This window comes from Stenotrophomonas sp. Steno-C17 (assembly GCF_056393165.1).
The window spans coordinates 49,128-68,042 of the sequence record NZ_JBWJPD010000023.1; the positions used below are offsets into that span (position 1 = coordinate 49,128).

The window sequence follows — 18,915 nt, forward strand, 5'->3', positions numbered from 1 at the left end:
CCCACCCGCGTGAAGTGAGGCGCGGCGCGCCTTACTTCACGCTGCGCAGATGGTTCGGGCGCTTCGGCGGGCCGGGCGGGCGGCGCTTGTTGAACGGGGGCTGGCCGCGCCAGTAGCGGATCAGCAGCCAGCCGAACAGCATGCCGCCCAGGTGCGCGAAGTGGGCCACGCCCGGCTGCCAGCCGGTCATGCCCAGCACCAGCTCACCCACGCCGAACAGGATCACGAAGGTCCGTGCCTTCATCGGAATGGGCGGGAACAGCAGCATCACCCGCTGGTTCGGGAACAGCATGCCGTAGGCCAACAGCAGGCCGAACACACCGCCGGATGCGCCCAGCACCGGTGCCGGGTTCTCCAGCGCCGCGCCGACCAGCAGCTGGCACAGGCCGGCACCGACCACGCACACCAGGTAATAGATCAGGAACCGCTTCTCACCCCAGGTCTGTTCCAGCGGCGCGCCGAACATGAAGACGGCCAGCATGTTGAAGAACAGGTGGCCGAAGCTGCCATGCAGGAAACCGTAGGTCAGCAGCTGCCAGGGCTGGAAATTGCCACCGGGCGAAAACGCATCGAAGCCCTGCTGCAGCGGTTGCAGCATGAACGGGGCAAAGGTCTGCATGCCAAGCAGGAACGGCTGCTGCAGCAGGAACAAGATCGCATTGGCGATCAGCAGGGCCTTGGTAACGGTGGGCAGTCGCGGGAACATGGGATGACCGGGATGGAACAAGCTCCATCATAGCCGCTGCACGGTGTGCGTTTGGCGACGGCAGCGCGGTACCGGTTCAGCCGGCGGCTGCGCTCACCCCGGGCCCCACAGCGCCGCGTCCAGGGCGGCGGCCGGGTCGACCGCTGGCATGCGCACGCGGCCGTTGGTGACCACCACGCCTTCCGCACGCAGCCGCTGCGCCTGTTCGCGCCAGCCCGCCGAGCCTTCTGCCATGGCGATGCGACCATCCGAACGCAGCACGCGGTGCCAGGGCAGGCTGGGATCGTCGTTCTGGCCAAGCACGCGTGCGGTCAGGCGGGCGCGACCGGGCAGCCCGGCACGCATCGCCACCTGGCCGTAACCCAGCACCTGGCCGGGCGGTATCGCGTGGATCACCTGCAGGATGCGGGCGCGCGCCTGCTCCGGGGTCAGCGCCGCAGGCGCGTCACCAGCAGCACGCCCAGCAGGACCAGCACGGTGCCGGCGATCTGCGCCGGCCCCATCGGTTCGTCGAGCAGCCATAGGCTCATCACGATGGTGGAAACAGGGCCCAGCATACCCACCTGCGCGGCCAGCGAGGACCCCACGCGCTGCACGGCCAGCATGATCGCCAGCACCGGCAGCACCGTGCACACGGTGGCATTGACCAGCGACAGCCACTGCACCGGTGCCGGTGCCTGCCACAGCAGCGGCAGCGGATGGGTCACCGCGAAATGCAGCAGCACCAGCACGCTGGCCACGCAGCTGGCATAGGCGGTCAGCCGCACCGCGCCCACGCGCGCCACCACCTGGCCGCTGCCGAACAGGTACAGCGCATAGCTGAGCGCACTGCCCAGCACCAGCAGGCTGCCGATGATGATCTGCCCGCCCTCGCGCTGCAGGTCATGGCCGAAGGCCAGCAGCACGCCCAGGTAACTGAGCAGCAGCGCCGCGATCTGCCAGCGCCCCGGCCGCTGCCGTGCCAGCAGCACGTTGATCAGCAGCACCAGGGTCGGGTTCAAGTACAGGATCAGCCGCTCCAGGGTCACGCTGATGTACTGCAGGCCCTGGAAATCGAGCAGGCTGGACAGGTAGTAGCCGGTGAACCCCAGCCACAGCACGCGCGCACGGTCGGCCCACGACAGGGGCTCAGCGCGCCGTGCGCACCACAGTGCCATCAGCGCGAACAACGGCAGCGCCATCATCATGCGCAGGGCCAGCAGGGTGGTCGCATCCACGCCATGGCGCAGGCCCAGCTTGACGATGATCGCCTTGCCCGACGCCGCCACGGCGCCGATCGCGGCCAGCCCGATGCCGCCCAGGGCAATGCGGGGCGAGGCAGTGGCAATGCGCGAAGACGGGCTGGACATGGGAACGGCAGCAGGCCGCGCGGGGCGGCCAGGGGGGAATCGTGGGGTCCCTATTGTCGCACGGGGGCGCGCGGGCCGTAGAGTCGAGCTTGCTCGACTGATGCACCGCGTGCAGTCGAGCAAGCTCGACTCTACCCCGCCGGGTTACCGCATCAGCACCACTTCTTCCGACGAGGTGGGATGGATCGCCACGGTGGCGTCGAACTGCGCCTTGGTCGCGCCCATCTTCACTGCCACGGCGAAGCCCTGCAGGATCTCATCGGCCGCTTCACCCAGCAGATGAATGCCGACCACGCGTTCTTCCGGGCCAGCACACACCATCTTGAACAGACTGCGCTGGGTGCCGTTGGCCAGCGCCTGCAGCATCGGCCGGAACCGGCTGTGGTAGACCGTCACCTGATCGAAGCATTCGCGTGCCTGCTGTTCGCTCAGGCCCACCGCGCCCAGCGGCGGATGCGAGAACACTACGCTGGGCACGGTTTCGTAATCCATCCTCGATTCCGGCTTGCCGCCGAACAGACGGTCCATCAGGCGCCGCGAGGCCGCCACCGCGACCGGGGTCAGGCCGACCTTGCCGGCGATATCGCCCACCGCGTGCACGCTCGGCACGGCGGTGGTCTGCCATTCGTCAACCTCCACCTGGCGGTGCTCGCCGATGCCGATGCCCAGCGCTTCCAGGCCCAGTTCTGCACTGTTGCCGCGTCGGCCGGTGGCGAAGAACACCGCATCGAACGCGCATTCCAGCGGCCCCTGCGCGCCAACGACGCGCACATGCCCGCCTTCGCGCTGCAGCGCCTTCAGGTCGAACCCGAAGCAGATGCGCACGCCTTGCTGACGCAGGTTCTCGGCCAGTTGTTCGGTCAGCTCGTGGTCGAACCGGTCAAGCAGGCGCTGCCCGCGCACCAGCAGACTGACCCGGCTGCCCAGTGCCTGCAGCAGGCCGGCCAGTTCCACGGCAATGTAGCCACCACCGACGATCGCCACCTCGGCCGGGGCGGCGCGCAGATCGAAGAAGTCATCCGACACCAGGCCCAGTTCTGCACCCGGCACGTCGGGCCGCTGCGGGTGCGCACCGGTGGCGATCAGGATGTGCTGGGCGCTGTAGCGCACGCCATCGGCGCAGGCCACCGTATGCGCATCCAGCAGGTGCCCCCGCGCCGGAATGCGCACCACGCCGGTCTCGTCCAGGCGCGCGTGGTAGCTCTTGTGGATGTTGGTGATGTAGGCCTGGCGGTGGATCACCAGTTCCTTCCAGGACAGCGCAGGACGCGCCGGCACGTCGAACCCCATCGCGTGCGCCAGGCCGATGCGTTCGGCCAGGTCGGCCGCCAGCCACATCGCCTTCTTCGGCACGCAGCCGATGTTGACGCAGGTGCCGCCCAGCTCGCCCGGTTCCAGCAGGGCCACGCGCTTGCCGTACTGCGCAGCGCGGATCGCACCGGCCAGGCCGGCCGAGCCGCCACCAAGCACGATCAGGTCATAGTCGAAGGGCGCAGTGCTCATGGGAATCGCTCGCAGATAAGGGAAACAACAACGTCAGGGGCGCGTCGCGCGCCAGCGGCGAGCATGCCACGGGCGGCAGGCAGCACAGCGTGAGTGATGGCGCGCCGATCAGCCCGGTGCGCTGGCGCGGCGCATGGCCGGCCATTGCCGGTAGGTGACGGCCCGCCACACCCATTCCATCGGCCCGAAGCGGAAATGCCGCAGCCACGCGTGACTGATCGCCACCTGTGCGGCAAACAGCCCCAGCGCCAGCAGCAGCTGCCAGGCGCGTGGCACCTGCTCGAACGCGCCCAGCCCATAGTGATAGAACAGCAGCGTGCACAGCAGCGACTGCAGCAGATAGTGGCTTAACGCCATGCGCCCCACCGGCGCCAGGCCGGCCAGGGTGGCGCGCCAGCGCACCCCCCATGCCAGGTAACCCAGGCACATCGGTACCGCACCGATCGCCACCATCGCCATGGCGGCGGTGGTCACCAGGTCGTACTCACCCGGCGGCAGGTACGGCTTCCAGTGCGTACCCAGCAGGGTCAGCAGCAGGCCCAGCGGCAAGGCGACCCAGCGCAGCAGCGCGTACATGCGCGGGAAACGTTCCGGCGCTGCCAGCGCCCCGCTGCGGGCGAACCAGCTGCCCAGCAGGAACATGCCCAGCACCTGCGGCCCGGAAATGAGCATGCCCCCCAGCGCCACGCCGAAATCGTGCAGGCGTTGGCCATTGGCCTGCAGCCAGCTGCCCTGCCCGTACACCAGCCGTTGCTGGTCGATGCTCTGCTGGGCGTCGGCCAACATGCGCTGCAGATCCTCCGGCGTGGCCATCGACACCATGGCCCCCACCAGCAGCATCAGCAGCACCCCGCCCAGGTAGACCATGGCGCCCATCCACGGCAGCCAGCTGCGCGGGGCTTCGCGGCAGGCCAGCAACGGCAGCGACGCCAGCGCGTACAGCACCAGGATGTCACCGGACCAGACCAGCAGTGCATGGCACAGTCCGATCAGCAGCAGCCCGGCGCTGCGGCGCAGGTAGAACGGGGTGAAGTCGCGACCGGCCGCCTCGGCACGCTGCGCCATGACCGCGAAGCCAGCACCGAACAGCAGCGAGAACAGGGTGAAGAACTTGCCCTGCACGAACACGTAGACGAATGCGTCGGCCCAGTAGTCGATGCCCTGCCAGTGCGTGTCAATGCCGGTGAAGGCCAGTTCCAGCGGGCCCGCGAAGGCCTCGATGTTCATCAGCAGGATGCCCAGCAGGGCGACCCCGCGCAGCACGTCCAGCACGGCGATGCGTTCGCCGGAAGCAACCGGCTGCAGGGAAGGAAGTGCGGCGTTCACGGAACATCCGGTGGACAGGTCCGTCATTATGCCGCCGCCGGGCGCCGTGCGGCGTTGCCCGTCGCGGGCGGCAGAAACACAACGGCCCGCCGAAGCGGGCCGTTGCTGGCATCAGGCTGTCGCAGCGATCAGTGCTGGTGGCCGCCGTCGCCGTGCACGTGGCCGTGCTCGATCTCTTCCTTGCCGGCTTCGCGCACTTCGACGATTTCCACGTCGAAATGCAGGTCCTTGCCGGCCATCGGGTGGTTCAGGTCAACGTCGACCACGCTCATGCCGACCTTCTGCACGGTCACTGCGCGCGGGCCGAAGTTGGTCTGCAGCACCACCTGCTGGCCCGGGGCCAGCTTGGCATTGCCGAAATGCTTCTTCGGCACGCGCTGGGACAGGCCCTCGCGGCGTTCGCCGTAGGCGTCGGCCGCGGTCACGTCGACGCTGAAGGTCGCGCCGGCTTCCTGGTCCATCATGGCTTTTTCCAGGCCCGGGATGATGTTGCCGTGGCCGATCAGGATCGCCAGCGGCTCGCCGCGGTCCTTGGACGACTCGATCGGCGCCTGGCCGACTTCGGAAACGGTGTAGTGGAAGCGGACAACGCGGTCTTTTTCGATCTTCATGCGCAACTCTGTCTGGATCTGCCGGAGGCAGGCGGGTTGGGGCGGGTTGTCGCCCGGCGGGGACGCCGCCATCATGACGGCCAATCCAAGGTGGCGCATTATCCGGAGATCATGCACATCACGCCAGTTTCGTCCGGCCCGCGCCGGCTCTTCGCGCCCGCCCTGCTGCTGGCTCTGCCCCTGTTGCTGACCGCCTGTGGCGGCGGCAAGGCCACCCGCCCTGCCCCGCCGCCGCCCTCGGCGCACTGGCCGGCGACCACGCCGGACAACCCCGAGGCCGCCAATTCCGTGCTGATGCGCGCGATCAGTCTGGTCGGCACCCCCTACCGTTACGGCGGCAACACCCCCGATTCGGGTTTCGACTGCAGTGGCCTGGTGACCTATGTGTACCGGGAAATGGTGGACCTGAAGCTGCCGCGCACCTCGCGCGACCTGGCCGCGGTGCAGGGCCCGAAGATCGACCCGGCGCGCCTGGCCACCGGCGATCTGGTGTTCTTCGGCAGCCGCGGCAGTGTCACCCACGTGGGCATCTATGTCGGCGAAGGCCGCTTCGTGCACGCGCCCAGCACCGGCGGCACGGTCCGCCTGGATTCGCTCAGCGGCCCTTACTGGAAAGACCACTACACAGGAGCGAAACGCGTCCTTCGCTAAACTGAACAGGCGATATGTTCAAATCTGTGACGGGCATCACATTGAAAATAACGTTTTTATAACGGAATTTTTAACTTATCGCGGCTTTTACAGGGCATGATGCCCCATCGTTTTTTTTCTGTGACCGACGCGTGACGACTGACGACCTGCAGGGCCAAGGCCAGACCGCCGTTCCTTCACATCGTGTCCGCCCGCTGCTGCTGGGCCTGGCACTCTGCCTCTCCAGCCTTCCGGCCTGGGCGCAGACCGCTCCGAATCGTTCCGATGCACCGGCTGCCGCTGCAGTTGAAGCGACCGCCAAGCCGGCCGCCAAGGCCGAACCGGCCGCCCAGCGCAGCCGCGCCGATGCCGCCGCCAGCGCCACCCTGGCCGCCCTGCTGCCGCATCTGGCCGCCAACGACACCATTCCGCTGATGGACCGCTCGGCGATGGTCGCCGGCGACCTCAGCCGCCTGCTTGCCAACTACGACACCAGCGCCGCCGCCACCGGCAGCGCGGTCGGCAGCGAAGCCGACAACGGCAAGGTGCAGTCGCTGCTGCGCCGTGCCATGACCCTGCTGGGCACCCCGTACCGTTGGGGTGGCAGCAATCCGGACAGCGGCTTCGACTGCAGCGGCCTGGTGGGCTATGTGTTCCGTTCGGCGCTGGGCATCGAACTGCCGCGCGTCTCGCGTGAAATGGCCCACGACAACAACGCCCAGCTGATCAACGACCGTGCCTCGCTGGCCGCCGGTGACCTGGTGTTCTTCGGCCGCAAGGGCCGGGTCGACCACGTCGGTATCTACGTGGGCGAAGGTCGCTTCCTGCACGCCCCGAGCACCGGCAAGGACGTGCGCGTGGATACCCTGCTCAGTGGCTACTGGGGCAACAAGTTCATGCAGGCCCGCCGGGTCGATCTCTGACCGCTGCGCGCCGCGCCACCGTGTTACCGAAAGCCGCTGCCCTGCAGCGGCTTTTTCGTTGGGCCGGGCTGGCCGCTGGGCGCTGCCCCGTGCGTTGGAGGTTGATGTCACGGTCCATTGGGCCGCGGCTGGCCGCCAACCCGCGGCCTACGTAGTCCGGCGTGGGGCGGCACGCCGGGGTACCCCGCCAGACCCCGCCCGCGCCGTCTGCATGCCGGGGGGAAAGGGATGGCAGCAAGCCTGGAAGTTCCATCACGCTGCGTGATCTGGTTCGGCCAGCCACAGGCGTCAGAGCGCGGCGCGCTTGCCGCCGCCGGTTGGCAGCTGCGCTGTGTCGCCCCCGGCCCGACCATGGCGGTGGGCCTGCGCGGTCGCGATCACCTGGTCGCGGTCATCGACCTGCGCCACCTCGACCTGGACGCCCTGCGCGTGCTGCTGCCGTGGATGGAGCAGCACCGCCACCTGCCATGGCTGGCGGTACTGCCCGCCGGAGTCGACAACCCTCCCCCCGCCTGGACCGATGTACTGCTGGCCTGCCAGAACCAGTTCACCCTGCCACTGGAACTACCCGCCCTGGTTTCGACCATGCAGCGCCAGGCAGACGAAGACACCTCCGACCCGGCGCGGGTCTGCGATGGCGGCGGCTTGCCGGCCCTGATCGGTGACAGCCCACGCGTGCTGGCGGTACGCGCGGCGCTGCACAAGTTCGCCCCGGTGGACCTGCCGGTGCTGGTCACCGGCGAAACCGGCACCGGCAAGGAGCTGGCCGCACAGGCCCTGCATGCGCTGTCCGGCCGCGCCGGCAAGCCGTTCCTGGCAGTGAACTGCGGCGCCATCCCCGCCAACCTGGTGCAGTCGGAACTGTTCGGCCATGAACGCGGCGCGTTCACCGGCGCCGCGCAGCGCCGCATCGGCCTGTTTGAATCGGCCCATGGCGGCACCGTGTTCCTGGATGAAGTGGGCGATCTGCCCGGCGATGCGCAGACCAGCCTGCTGCGCGTGCTGCAGGAAGGCACGCTGGAACGCGTTGGCAGCAACCAGCCGCTGCGCGTGGATGTACGCGTGCTGGCCGCCACCCATGTCGAACTGGAACAGGCCGTGGCCCAGGGCCGTTTCCGCCGCGACCTGTATTACCGGCTGAACGTGCTGCGCCTGCCGATGCCGCCGTTGCGCGAGCGCGGCAGCGACGTGCTGCTGCTGGCCGACCATTTCCTGCGCGGCTTCCGCCAGCGCCATCCCGGCCGCGCACGCGGTTTCGACACCGGCGCCCGACAGGCCATGCGCGGTTTCGGCTGGCCCGGCAACGTGCGCGAGCTGTTGAACCGCGTGCAGCGCGCGGCGATCGTGGCCGAGGGCGAACTGATCACGGCAGCGGATCTGGAACTTGCCGACGCCGATGCCCCTGAACCCCGTGCCCTGCTGCAGGATGCCCGTGGCCAGGTGGAACGCGACCTGCTGCTGCAGGCGCTGCGCCAGCACGGCTACAACGTCTCGGCCTGCGCGCGGCACATGCAGGTATCGCGCGTGACCGTGTATCGGCTGTGCCGCAAGCACCGCCTGGAACTGCCGCCGGAACGGTAGCGGCTGGGCAGCCCGACCGAGCGTTGCGGCGCCGGCGTTCAAATTGCCACGCGAACGGCCGCCGGGCATGGCCCGGCGCTACCCAGCGTGAGCGCGACCACGAAAAAAGAACGCCGGGCATGGCCCGGCGGTTTCGATACAGGTCCATCGCCATCCGCTACAGCATGTAGGGCACCTTGAACGCCAGGGTGAAGTCCGGCGCGTCCGGGGTCAGCCCGATGCCCAGCAGCGTCACCAGGGTGGTGTTCTGGTTCAATGCGTAGGTCACGCCCAGGTTCAACGACGCCGCATTGGCATCGCTGCCGATCACCTTCACCCACTGCCCGCCCTTGAACCGGGTCGAGGCGCGGGAGGTGATCTTGTCGCTGAAGGAAATGCTCAGGCTGGTGCGTTCGTTGAAGGCAAACGCCACGCCCGCACCGAAGTACACCGATCCGCCCAGCTTCACGTCGCCCGGATTGGTGGTGTCCGGGTTGCTGTCGATGTCGCTGAAACCACGCGGGAACGAGTGGATGTAGCCGGCATTGGCGAACAGGATGGCCGGGTCGGCGGTCTTCACCATCGACACGCCCAGGTTGGCCTGCCACACGCCGTTGCCGGTGGGCTGCTCGCGCGGTACCGCGAAGCGGATGTAGTCATCGTCATCGCGCTCGATCACCTTCCAGTCCAACCCATACGGCGCGCGCCCGGTCGGTGCGGTGACGCCGCCGGTCAGCACCGTTTCCGGCCGCCAGCCACGTTCGCCGAACAGACGGTAGTTGGCACTCACGCTCACATCGCCCAGACCGTTGCCGTTGGTTTCTTCCTGCGCGATAGCGGCGGCGGCACCGCCTGCACCCCCCTTCTGGTAGACCGTGCGCCGCGCCAGGTAGGGCACGTCGGCGTTCAGTGTCAGGTTCGGGCTGACGCCCCAGCGCGCGGCCAGGTTGTAGGTGAGCGAATCGGATTCGACGTTCTCGATGGCGATGTTGCCCAGGAAGATCGCATCCAGTGCAAGGAACCCGTTGAGGGTGAGCTGTTTGCGGTCGTAGCGGGCATAGGTGAGGCTGTTTTCCAGCGTGAACCTGCGCGAGAACAGCGCGGCCTGCTGCTGCTTCACATCGTCCACGCTGCGCCGCGCTTCCTGCTTGGCCTGCTGCGCTTCGGCGGCGGTGCTGGCATAGCCCTCGCTGCTCGGCGGTACCGCGGCGGCAGCGGCCGGGGCCAGCGGCGCGGCGGGCGTTGACGCAGCGCCGGCGCGACCGTTCAGGCGTGCCTGCATGGCCTGCACCTGCATGTCCAACTCGCGCAGGCGACGCACTTCCTGTGCGTAATTGGCTTTCAGTTGTTCCAGTTGGCCGATCAGCGCCTGCACGTCGGCGGTGTCGTTGGCTGCCGGCTGCTGGGCGAAGGCGTTGGCCGCCAGCGCCGCCAGCGCCAGCGGGGTAAGCCGCAAATAGGTATGCATGTCAGTGACCTGCGTTGAACGTTCGTCCCCCTTGACCGGACCGGTTTACTGGCCCGGGCCCATGCCGCGGTTCAGCGCGATTGCCTGGGCCACGTTCTGGCTCAAGGGCAGGTTGCCGGCCACGGAATTGCGTACCAGTTCCAGCTGCAGCCGGTTGCTGGCGTTCTGGCCGTCGCCGCTCAGGGCGATGCCCTGGCCGACGCTGCCGTTGCGGATCCACTGCTGCACCATGCCCTGGCCGTCCATCTGCAACAGCAGGCGCGCCTGGTTGCCGTCCAGCACCGCGCTGGCCGTGGCGCCGCCCTGCTGCACCTGGGCGATGCGGGTGCCATCGTCGCTGCCCGCGGTGGGTACTGCGCCATCGCGGATGGTGAGCGAGGTCACGTTGCGCGCGGTGTTGCCGTCGCCCGCCACCTGCACGCTCTGCACCAGACCGCTGGCATTGGCCAGGCCGGTGCTGTCGATGCTGCGAGCGCTGGTATCGGGCAGCGGTGCGTCAGCGGCGGTCACCTGCACACTGGGCTGGAAAGTCAGCTTCGGCGTGCTGCCCTGGCGGAAATCCATGCCCAGGGTCAGGGCGCCCTGCATGGCCGCACCGTCGCTGCCCTTCCACTGCGAGATCATGGTCACACCGAACCAGGCCACGTTGTTGCCGCCCACGGTGTAGCGGCCGCGCATCAGGTTCAGTTCTGGATCGGGAATTTCCTTCAGGCCGCGTCCCGGCGCACCGTCGGCGGCCCAGGCGGGCAACGCAGGCAGGACCAGCAGCGCAGCAATCAATACACGTTGGCAAAACATGATCGTGCCTCCTTCAGAACAGGTCGGCATGGCTGAAGCCGAAGTCGACCAGTTCGGCATCGGTGATCGGCCCCTGCCGCGCATACAGCGCGCGTGCACTGGGTCGTTCGCTCGGTTGCAGCAGGACAGTGTTGCGATCGAAGTCACTGCCGATGACGACGAAAACGGCGCGCGAGGGCCACGCTTCCAGGAATTCCGGCAGCGGCAGCGCACGGTTGCCCAGGATCGGGTCGGCCACTTCCACCACGCCGCCCCGCACCTGCTTGAGCACCACGAAATGGCGGAACCCGCGCACATCCATCAGCACCAGCCCGGGCACCCGCAGGGTGCGCAGGCGGGTTTCATCAATGCGGTAGCCGCGGCCGCGCATGCCCAGCGATTCGACATAGCGCTTGATGTCCAGCAGCGAGAACCCGCGCTCTTTCACCAGTTGTGGATCGGAAACCCCCATCATTCCCTCGATCACCGTGGCTTCGGTGGTGTCCAGGTGGTAGGCGTAGCGCAGGATCGTGGCCAGCGCTGCGGCCCCACAGCTGTAGTCGGTGTGCTGCCGCACCAGGTTGCGGTAGCGCCGCTCCTGCATGCTTTCCACCTTCTGCTGCATCAGCGCGCCGTTGGGCAGCACGCCGCTGAATGCGACGTCCCCCGCCCAGGCGCCCGTGCTGCCCAGCAACAGCAGGCAGGGCAGAAGACGCAACCACCAACGGGAACCGGCCATGGTGCTCTCCACGGTAAGGAAGGAGCCCCTGCCCCAAGGGGGAGGAGGGACAGGGGCTCCCGGGGAACCCGGTCATTGGCGGATGGCCGGGCTTGTTGCGCTCAACGCAGGTCAGCTGCGAAAGCGGTCACGCGCGGTGTTACTCGCCGCCGCCGGTGCCGCCGCCACCGCCGGTGCTCGGCTGGGCCACGGCCAGGGCTAGGCTGTTGGCCTGCAGGTTGCCGGTGCCGGAGGCCACGTTCACGCCGATGTTGCCCGACGCCCCGGAGAAGGCACTGCCGGACAGCGCCGAGGTGTTGGTGGCGTTGACGTTCACCCAACGGGTGGTGGTGACGGTGCCGCTCAGGCTGGCGTACAGGTCGGCAATGCCCAGTTCGACGAACTGGCTGGTGCCGCTTTCACGCGTGTCGAAGCCCAGGCCACCCACGCCCTGGCGGTACGGGTTCATCGTTGCGTTCTGGATCTCGTTGTCCAGATCGATGTGCCCGGTGCTGTTGCCATCCGGATGCGGCAGGTCGCCATCCCAGGTGTCGAGGTAGTAGTTCGCCATCTGGTAAGCGTTGCCACGGCCGCTGTAGGTGCCGGCGCCGTAGGCCAGGGTCAGGCCGCCCACGCCACCGCTCATGCCCACTTCCACGGTGTCGGTGTAGGACTGCACATAGCCAGCGTTGGCCACCGTATTGCCGGTGGAGACCTGGTTGGAGCTGATGCTGGACTGGGCCATGGCACTGGTGGCCACCGACGCGGCCAGCGCGTTCTTCTGCTCGTTGTTGTTGCCCGAGGCGATGTTCACGCCGATGTTGCCCGACGCGCCGCCGAAGGCATTGCCACCGAGGCTTGCGGCGTTGGTCACGCCGGAGTTCATGGTGGTGTTGTTGAAGCCCGCCTGGTTGACGAAGACTTCCGCATCGGCCATGCCGAAGCTGAAGGAGGCGTCAGCCGCGGACAGCGAAGCCGCGTTGTCCTGGGCGTTGTTGTCACCGGCAACCACGTTGAAGCCGAGGTTGCCCGACGCACCGGCACCGACGTCGTCGGCAATGGAGGCGCTGTTGGTCACCAGGCTGTTGGAGCCGAGGTTGTTGCTGATCGACTGGCGGTTGTCGATGACCGCGATCGCGGCCGAATCCAGATCGATCGTGCCGGTGATTTCCGGGTCACCCGAGAAGCTGATGTCCGAGCTCAGGCGCAGGTCCTTTTCCAGGTTCACGTCGACGCCGTGGTTGTTCTTTTCCTTGCGCTCGTCGGCCTGGATGTTGCTGTTCTTCTGTACCTGCTCGTTCACCGTGCGGTTGCGGGTGATGTTGGAGCTGTCGGTGTTGCTGCGTACCGTGGTGCTGGTACGGGTCCAGTTACGGACCTCGTTGTCGGTGTGGTTGTGGGTGTCGTTGCGGGTTTCGGTCACGACATGGTTGTGGTTGATGTTGGCGTTGGCGTTCTGGTTGTCCCAGCCGTTGGCCGCCGCCGCAGTGGAGGCCGTGGCAATCGCCATCGCAAGCACGGTCCTTTTCAGGTTCGCGTTCATGGTGCCCTCTCTCTCATCAGGTGATACATCGGGTGGTTGTTGCTCACGGGTTGCCCTGCACGGCCATGGTCAGCACGTTGGCCGTGTCATTGCGCGCTCCCGCGATCTGATTGAGTTGCAGGACACCGTCGAAGCCCCGCAGTGCCGTCGAAGCGACGCCGACACTGCGGATACCCGCCGCAACACCGTCACCGGTGTCGCCCTGCCCCCCTGCTGACGCGATATCCGCTGCGGCCAACGCCGCGTCATCGGATTCGCGTATCCCTTGCCGGGCCAGCGTCGCGCTGACGACGTTGAGCGTCGTGTTGGCGATGCCGCTGGCCTGGTTGATCGATGCGATGCCACTGGCGCCGGCCAAGGCTTCTCCGGCGATGTGCGCGCTGGCCTGCAACGGTGCGGACAGCACCACGTTGCCGCCGCGCTGCTGGCGTGCGGCCACGGCCACGTTGGCCTGGTTGCCGCTGGCCATGCCCTGCAGATTGGCCTGGATGTTGAGATCGCCGGCGGCCTGGTTCACCGCGATGGCGCCACTGGCACCGGCCAGCGCGCGGCCCTCGATGCGGGCGATGTCCAGGTAGGCCAGCATGCCGCTGTAGTCATCGGCCACCGCGGTGGCCGGCAGCAGCACCACGACCAGCAGCAGGCCCCGCGTGCGCCGCATCATTTGCCACCGCCCGGCGCCGGGGCGCCCAGCGGGAACTGCGAAAGCGCGCCGCGCACCGTATCGCCGATGCCGCGGGTGGTGTTGCCCACCGCGCCCAGCGGGCCGCTCATCGCCCCGCTCAGGTTGCTGCCGCTCATCATGCTGTCGCCGGAACGGCCCAGCGTGCCGCCCAACGCCTGGTGGGTCACCCGTTCAACCGTGGTGCCACCGGGCGCGGCCAGCTGCTGGGTCTGCCCAGCGCCCAGCCCGGCGTAGTCGTCATCACTGAGTTCATCCATGCCACCGTGGGCACCGCTGCTGCCGAGTGCAGCGGAGATCTCACGCTGTGGCTTGGGATCGGCGATCAACGCCACGCCGGGCGGGGCCATGCGGTAGGCCGGGCGCGTGGACACATCGCGCAGCAGCACGATTTCGCCGGGCTGTGCCTTGACGCCCTGGCGCGCACCGGAAGCGGCGGCGGCCAGCGGGCAGGCCAGGGCCAGCAGCAACGCCACCTGCCGTACCGGACTACCAATGAGAATCCTGCTGCCGTCCATGCCGCTCTCCCGTTGCGTATGCGCAGGGAGGGAGCAGTTTCCGTGCCAAGTTCTGCAGGCCCACTGTACAAGGCCTGTACGCGCTGGAGCGGCAGCGTTCTGGTGCCGGCGTGTTACAGGCGCGTTCGGATTTCGTTGGGCTTAACGCGCAGGAAACGCCGGATTCACGCGGTCTGCGGAGGCTGTATCAGTCCTGTTACAGGGGCTGATACAGCCCGTTGCAGCGCCGCTTCAGCTACGCGGCGGGCTCGGGTCGGGATCGTCGATACCGACGTTCGTGGACGGGTTGTCGTACACGCTCTGGTCCAGCAGCCCGGTTTCCTTGGCCACGATCACCGGCACCAGCATCTGCCCGGTCACGTTGGTCATCGTGCGCATCATGTCCAGGATGCGGTCGATGGCGTACAGGTAACCGATGGTCTCCAGCGGCAGGTTGGCCGCGCTCAGCACCACGGTGGCCATGATCACGGCCGTGCCCGGCACACCGGCGGTACCGAAGCTGCCCAGCACCGAAGCGATCAGCACCACCACGTACTGCTCCGGGGTGAGCGGCACGCCGCTGTACTGGGCAATGAACACCGCGCACAGCGCCGGATAGATCGCACCACAGCCATCCATCTTGATGCTGGCACCCAGCGGCACCGCGAACGAACCGTAGTCCTTGTTCACGCCCAGGTTGTGGGTGATCGAGCGCAGCGCCACCGGCATCGCCGCGAAGCTGGACGAGCTGACGAAGGCCACCTGCATGCCCGGCGCGGCGCCGCGGAAGAACTTCAGCGGATTCAAGCCGTGCGCCAGCAGCAGCGCGCTGTACACCACCACGATGTGCAGCGCGCAGGCCACGTACAGGGCCAGCACGAAATGCCCCAGCGGCAGCAGCTTCTCGAAACCGTAGCTGCCGACCAGGCCGGCAATCAGGCCGAACGTACCGATCGGGGTGACTTCCAGCACGAAGCGCGTCACCTGGATCATGATGTCGCTCATCTGCCCGACCAGCTTGCGCGCCTCGGTCACCTTCTCGCCCAGCTTGACGATGGCAAAGCCCACCAGGCCGGCGAAGAAGATCACCGGCAGGATCGACCCACGGCCAGCGGCCAGCACGGTTTCACCGGCGGCGTTGACCTTGGTGCCGATGCCCGACAAGGCATAGAACACATTGGACGGCACTACATCCAGCAGCACCTGCACCACGCTCGGTACTTCACGCGGCACGTAGTTGCTGGCCATCGACAGCTGCAGGCCGCCGGCACCGGGCTGCAGCACCGTGCCCACGCCCAGGCCCACGCACACCGCCAGCGCCGCGGTGATCACGAACCACAGGAAGGTACGGCCACTGAGCGCGGCCACCGACTTCTGGCCGTGCAGCGAAGAAATGGCATTGATGACCGCGAAGAACACCAGCGGCACCGCGATCATCTTGATCAGGGTCACATACAGTTCGCCGAGCGGGCCGAACCACGTTTCCGCGGCCGGGCCCAGCGCCCAGCCAGCCAGCGCGCCGAGCACGAAGCCGCCGACCACGCGCTGCCAGAATGGAATCCGCAGCCAGGCAGACACCAGTTTCATAGGCAATCCAGAGGGAAGGAAGGGATGGTTCCACGATAGCCCAAGCCTGCCCCGGGAACGACCGCCCCACCGGCAAATCAGTGTGTCATCGGCGTGCCTTGCTGGGCCGGGCATAATGAACGTCCCGTTACAGTTTGTGAGATCCCAGCGTCCATGCGTCGTTCCGTCTCCCTGTTGGCCGCCTGCGCCAGCACCCTGCTGCTGGGCGCCTGCGCCAGTACTGCCCCCGCCACCGCCCCCGCCGGTCTGAAGGTTGCCGTCGATCCGGTTGCCCACCCCGCCGGTGAGACCCCGCAGTGGTGGTACCGCAGCGGTGCGGCCCAGGCAGCAGCGAACGGCGCGATGGCCGGCAAGGCCAAGAACGTCATTCTGTTCCTGGGCGACGGCATGAGCCTGACCACCGTGGCCGCCGCGCGCATCTATGAAGGCCAGCGCAAGGGCAGCGCCGGCGAAGAGAACCTGCTGTCGTGGGAGCGCTTCCCGGCCACCGCGTTCAGCAAGACCTACAACACCGATTCGCAGACGCCGGATTCGGCCGGTACGATGACCGCCATCACCACCGGTGTGAAGACCCACATGGGCGCCATCGGCGTCAGCGCCGGCAGCCGCACCGACTGCGCCGACAGCCTGTCCAAGGGCCTGCTGACCTGGCTGCAGCTGGCCGACAGCGCCGGCCTGGCCACCGGCATCGTCTCCACCGCGCGCCTGACCCATGCCACCCCGGCGGCCACCTACGCGCATTCGCCCGAGCGCAACTGGGAAAACGACACCGACCTGACCGAGGACGCCAAGGCGGCCGGCTGCCAGGACATCGCCCAGCAGTTGCTGTCTACCTCGCGCTACGGCCGTGGCCCGCTGGTCGCGCTGGGCGGTGGTCGTGGCGAGTTCACCACCGTGGAAGAGCGTGACCCCGAGTACGACGACAAGGTCGGCCAGCGCCTGGACGGCCGCAGCCTGGTGCAGGAATGGCAGCAGGCGCATCCGCAGGGCGCCTATGTCTGGAACAGCAAGCAACTGGCCGCAGCGGCCAACGCCCCGGCCCTGCTCGGCCTGTTCGAGCCGGACCACATGCGCTACGAATACGAGCGCCCGCAGGATCCGGCCGGCGAGCCCAGCCTGGCCGAACTGACCGCCGCAGCCATCAAGAACCTGGCCCAGCACAAGGAAGGCTATGTGCTGATGATCGAAGGCGCGCGCATCGACCACGCCAACCACAGTGGCAACGCCTACCGCGCGCTGACCGAAACGGTGGCGCTGTCCGATGCGGTGCGCGTGGCCAACGAACTGACCTCGGCCGATGACACGCTGATCATCGTCACTGCCGACCACTCGCACACCCTCAACTTCGTGGGGTACCCGGCGCGCGGCAACCCGATCCTGGGCAAGGTGAAGGACAAGGGCGGCGAAGACGGTGCCGGCAAGCTGGACAACGCCCTGGACGGCAACGGCCAGCCCTACACCACGCTGAGCTACGCCAATGGCCCCGGCCACACCGGCGCCACCAACCAGCAGCCGGCGGGGCCGAAGCGCTACCCGCACAACCCCAGCACCTTCGAGCAGGCCAAGGGCCGCCCCGACCTGCACGCGGTGGACACCGAGCACCCTGACTACATGCAGGAAGCGCTGGTGCCGATGAAATCCGAATCGCACGGCGGCGAAGACGTGGGCATCTGGGCCCGCGGCCCGGGCAGCCAGGCGATCCGTGGCACGCTGGAACAGAACGCGATCTACCACATGATCGTGCAGGCCGCCCCGGCCCTGCGCGCACGCCTGTGCCAGGCCGGCACCTGCGATGCGCAGGGCGTGCCGGTGCAGTTGCCGGCACCGAACGCGTTCGAGCGCAAGGCCGAGGCCAAGTGATGCTGCAATCGGCCCCTGCCATGAGGGGGGCCGGTCGCCGCGTCGCGCGGTGGCTGGTCCTGCTGGGCGTGCTGGCCAGTGCCGGTGCGCTGGCCCAGCCGCCTGCGTGCCAGCTGCTGACCGAGAGTGAAGGTCTGGTGCCGTTGCCAGGCTGCGCCGTCGCCAACGGTCAGCCGCAGCTGGACGCGGCAGCGTTGGCGGCCCTGCCCTACGACGCGCAGGGTCTGGCGGTGGTGCATGCCGGCGGCAGTTTCCATTACGTGAACCGCGCCGGCCGCAGCCTGGCGGTCATCACCTGGGACAACGGCCCCGACACGCCGCAGGAAGGCCTGCTGCGTGGCCGCGTGGGCGACCGCATCGGCTACTTCGACGTGACGTTGCGGCAGGTGATCGAACCGACGTTCGATTTCGCCTGGCCGTTCCAGGACGGCGTGGCCAACGTCTGCAACGGGTGCCGACCCGGCACGCCCGATGGCGACGGGCACACCCCGATGGAAGGCGGCGACTGGTTCCGCATCGACCGCAGCGGCCGTCGGCTGAAGTAGTGTTTTCAGCAGGGCTGCGCCCTGCACCTGCTCAACGTCAACGGCAACGGCCAAAGCAACAGCAACGGCTGCATTGCGTGGGATGGCGGGGCGGTGTGGGTGGGCAGGACACGCCGTAAACCCGTCCATGGGGGCTCGTAGGCGCCATCCATGGCGCCTGCGGTCCTGCCCACCCACACCGCCCCGCCTCTGACAGATTCCTGCGATCTGTCGGAATGGCATGGGGTCGGATCCCATTGCTGCGCAACGGGCTCTGACCCCAGCATTCTTTTGGATATCTGACAGATTCATCCACGCATGGCGTGGATCTACTGTGTCGACCAAGGTCGACACCCACCAGAGCAGAACGCTGTGTAGAGTCGAGCCATGCTCGACTGAAGCAACGGCAACGGCAAAAGCGTGCATTGCGTGGGATGGTGGGTCGGTTGGCCAACGGCCAGTAGATCCACGCCATGCGTGGATGAATCTCAACCGGAATCGAAAAAATTCGATTGAATTCGAAGAGCATCCACGCATGGCGTGGATCTACTGTGTCGACCAAGGTCGACACCCACCAGAGCAGCACGCCGTTCCCAAAGATCGCGGGAAACTGTGGAAGGCGGGGTGGGTCCGGTTGCGGGGGCGTGAGCC

Annotated in this window: 18 protein-coding genes; 5 read left to right on the plus strand and 13 right to left on the minus strand. The window is 67.7% G+C overall.

Features of this window, described 5'->3' with window-relative positions; all coding sequences use genetic code 11:
• Positions 1 to 31: 31 nt before the first annotated feature.
• The 6 genes from AC06FA_RS17645 to AC06FA_RS17670 all read right to left on the minus strand — a co-directional run bounded on the left by AC06FA_RS17645 (position 32) and on the right by AC06FA_RS17670 (position 5,495).
• Positions 32 to 706 (minus strand): rhomboid family intramembrane serine protease, encoded by a 675-nt coding sequence (locus AC06FA_RS17645; protein ID WP_478069421.1) that lies wholly within the window; start codon positions 704 to 706, stop codon positions 32 to 34.
• A 93-nt stretch (positions 707 to 799) separates the two neighbouring features.
• Positions 800 to 1,228 carry an MGMT family protein gene (locus tag AC06FA_RS17650; protein WP_478069422.1) on the minus strand — a complete coding sequence of 143 codons (429 nt, stop codon included), beginning with the start codon at positions 1,226 to 1,228 and terminating at the stop codon, positions 800 to 802.
• Positions 1,135 to 2,055, minus strand: coding sequence for a DMT family transporter (locus AC06FA_RS17655; RefSeq protein ID WP_478069423.1), 921 nt, complete (start codon positions 2,053 to 2,055; stop codon positions 1,135 to 1,137). The genes AC06FA_RS17650 and AC06FA_RS17655 overlap by 94 nt, the downstream gene beginning before the upstream one ends.
• Before the next feature lie 144 nt (positions 2,056 to 2,199).
• Positions 2,200 to 3,558: a glutathione-disulfide reductase gene (gene gorA, locus AC06FA_RS17660; protein ID WP_478069424.1), complete on the minus strand. Its 1,359-nt coding sequence runs from the start codon at positions 3,556 to 3,558 to the stop codon at positions 2,200 to 2,202.
• A gap of 108 nt (positions 3,559 to 3,666) precedes the next feature.
• Positions 3,667 to 4,911, minus strand: a complete 1,245-nt coding sequence (locus AC06FA_RS17665) for a DUF418 domain-containing protein (protein WP_478069425.1) — start codon at positions 4,909 to 4,911, stop codon at positions 3,667 to 3,669.
• A gap of 101 nt (positions 4,912 to 5,012) precedes the next feature.
• The gene (locus AC06FA_RS17670; protein ID WP_478069426.1) at positions 5,013 to 5,495 is read right to left on the minus strand and encodes an FKBP-type peptidyl-prolyl cis-trans isomerase; all 483 of its coding nucleotides are present in this window, start codon (positions 5,493 to 5,495) and stop codon (positions 5,013 to 5,015) included.
• Between the two features lie 111 nt (positions 5,496 to 5,606).
• Between AC06FA_RS17670 and AC06FA_RS17675 the strand changes: the two genes are divergently transcribed.
• The 3 genes from AC06FA_RS17675 (at position 5,607) to AC06FA_RS17685 (ending at position 8,629) form a co-directional block, all read left to right on the plus strand.
• Entirely contained in the window at positions 5,607 to 6,146 is a 540-nt protein-coding gene (locus tag AC06FA_RS17675; protein ID WP_478069427.1) for a C40 family peptidase, read from the plus strand.
• 131 nt (positions 6,147 to 6,277) lie between these two features.
• Entirely contained in the window at positions 6,278 to 7,048 is a 771-nt protein-coding gene (locus AC06FA_RS17680) for a C40 family peptidase (protein ID WP_478069428.1), read from the plus strand.
• 228 nt (positions 7,049 to 7,276) lie between these two features.
• Positions 7,277 to 8,629: a sigma-54 interaction domain-containing protein gene (locus tag AC06FA_RS17685; protein ID WP_478069429.1), complete on the plus strand. Its 1,353-nt coding sequence runs from the start codon at positions 7,277 to 7,279 to the stop codon at positions 8,627 to 8,629.
• A 157-nt stretch (positions 8,630 to 8,786) separates the two neighbouring features.
• On the opposite strand, the gene AC06FA_RS17690 is transcribed toward AC06FA_RS17685, so the two are convergent.
• The 7 genes from AC06FA_RS17690 to AC06FA_RS17720 form a co-directional block, all read right to left on the minus strand.
• Positions 8,787 to 10,076 (minus strand): transporter, encoded by a 1,290-nt coding sequence (locus AC06FA_RS17690; RefSeq protein ID WP_478069430.1) that lies wholly within the window; start codon positions 10,074 to 10,076, stop codon positions 8,787 to 8,789.
• Positions 10,077 to 10,121: 45 nt separating this feature from the next.
• Positions 10,122 to 10,874, minus strand: a complete 753-nt coding sequence (locus AC06FA_RS17695; RefSeq protein WP_478069431.1) for a hypothetical protein — start codon at positions 10,872 to 10,874, stop codon at positions 10,122 to 10,124.
• A 13-nt stretch (positions 10,875 to 10,887) separates the two neighbouring features.
• Positions 10,888 to 11,592: a C39 family peptidase gene (locus AC06FA_RS17700; protein WP_478069432.1), complete on the minus strand. Its 705-nt coding sequence runs from the start codon at positions 11,590 to 11,592 to the stop codon at positions 10,888 to 10,890.
• Between the two features lie 139 nt (positions 11,593 to 11,731).
• The gene (locus AC06FA_RS17705; RefSeq protein ID WP_478069433.1) at positions 11,732 to 13,114 is read right to left on the minus strand and encodes an adhesin; all 1,383 of its coding nucleotides are present in this window, start codon (positions 13,112 to 13,114) and stop codon (positions 11,732 to 11,734) included.
• 43 nt (positions 13,115 to 13,157) lie between these two features.
• On the minus strand, positions 13,158 to 13,775 hold the full coding sequence (locus tag AC06FA_RS17710) for a hypothetical protein (RefSeq protein WP_478069439.1): 618 nt from the start codon (positions 13,773 to 13,775) through the stop codon (positions 13,158 to 13,160).
• Positions 13,775 to 14,314 (minus strand): hypothetical protein, encoded by a 540-nt coding sequence (locus tag AC06FA_RS17715; RefSeq protein ID WP_478069434.1) that lies wholly within the window; start codon positions 14,312 to 14,314, stop codon positions 13,775 to 13,777. Before AC06FA_RS17715 ends, AC06FA_RS17710 begins: the two co-directional genes overlap by 1 nt.
• Positions 14,315 to 14,545: 231 nt before the next feature.
• Positions 14,546 to 15,880, minus strand: coding sequence for a dicarboxylate/amino acid:cation symporter (locus AC06FA_RS17720; RefSeq protein WP_478069435.1), 1,335 nt, complete (start codon positions 15,878 to 15,880; stop codon positions 14,546 to 14,548).
• A gap of 153 nt (positions 15,881 to 16,033) precedes the next feature.
• Here AC06FA_RS17720 and AC06FA_RS17725 point away from each other — a divergent pair, with 153 nt between their 5' ends.
• On the plus strand, positions 16,034 to 17,740 hold the full coding sequence (locus AC06FA_RS17725; protein ID WP_478069436.1) for an alkaline phosphatase: 1,707 nt from the start codon (positions 16,034 to 16,036) through the stop codon (positions 17,738 to 17,740).
• A 20-nt stretch (positions 17,741 to 17,760) separates the two neighbouring features.
• Positions 17,761 to 18,285, plus strand: a complete 525-nt coding sequence (locus AC06FA_RS17730) for a WG repeat-containing protein (RefSeq protein WP_478069437.1) — start codon at positions 17,761 to 17,763, stop codon at positions 18,283 to 18,285.
• Positions 18,286 to 18,915: the final 630 nt, after the last annotated feature.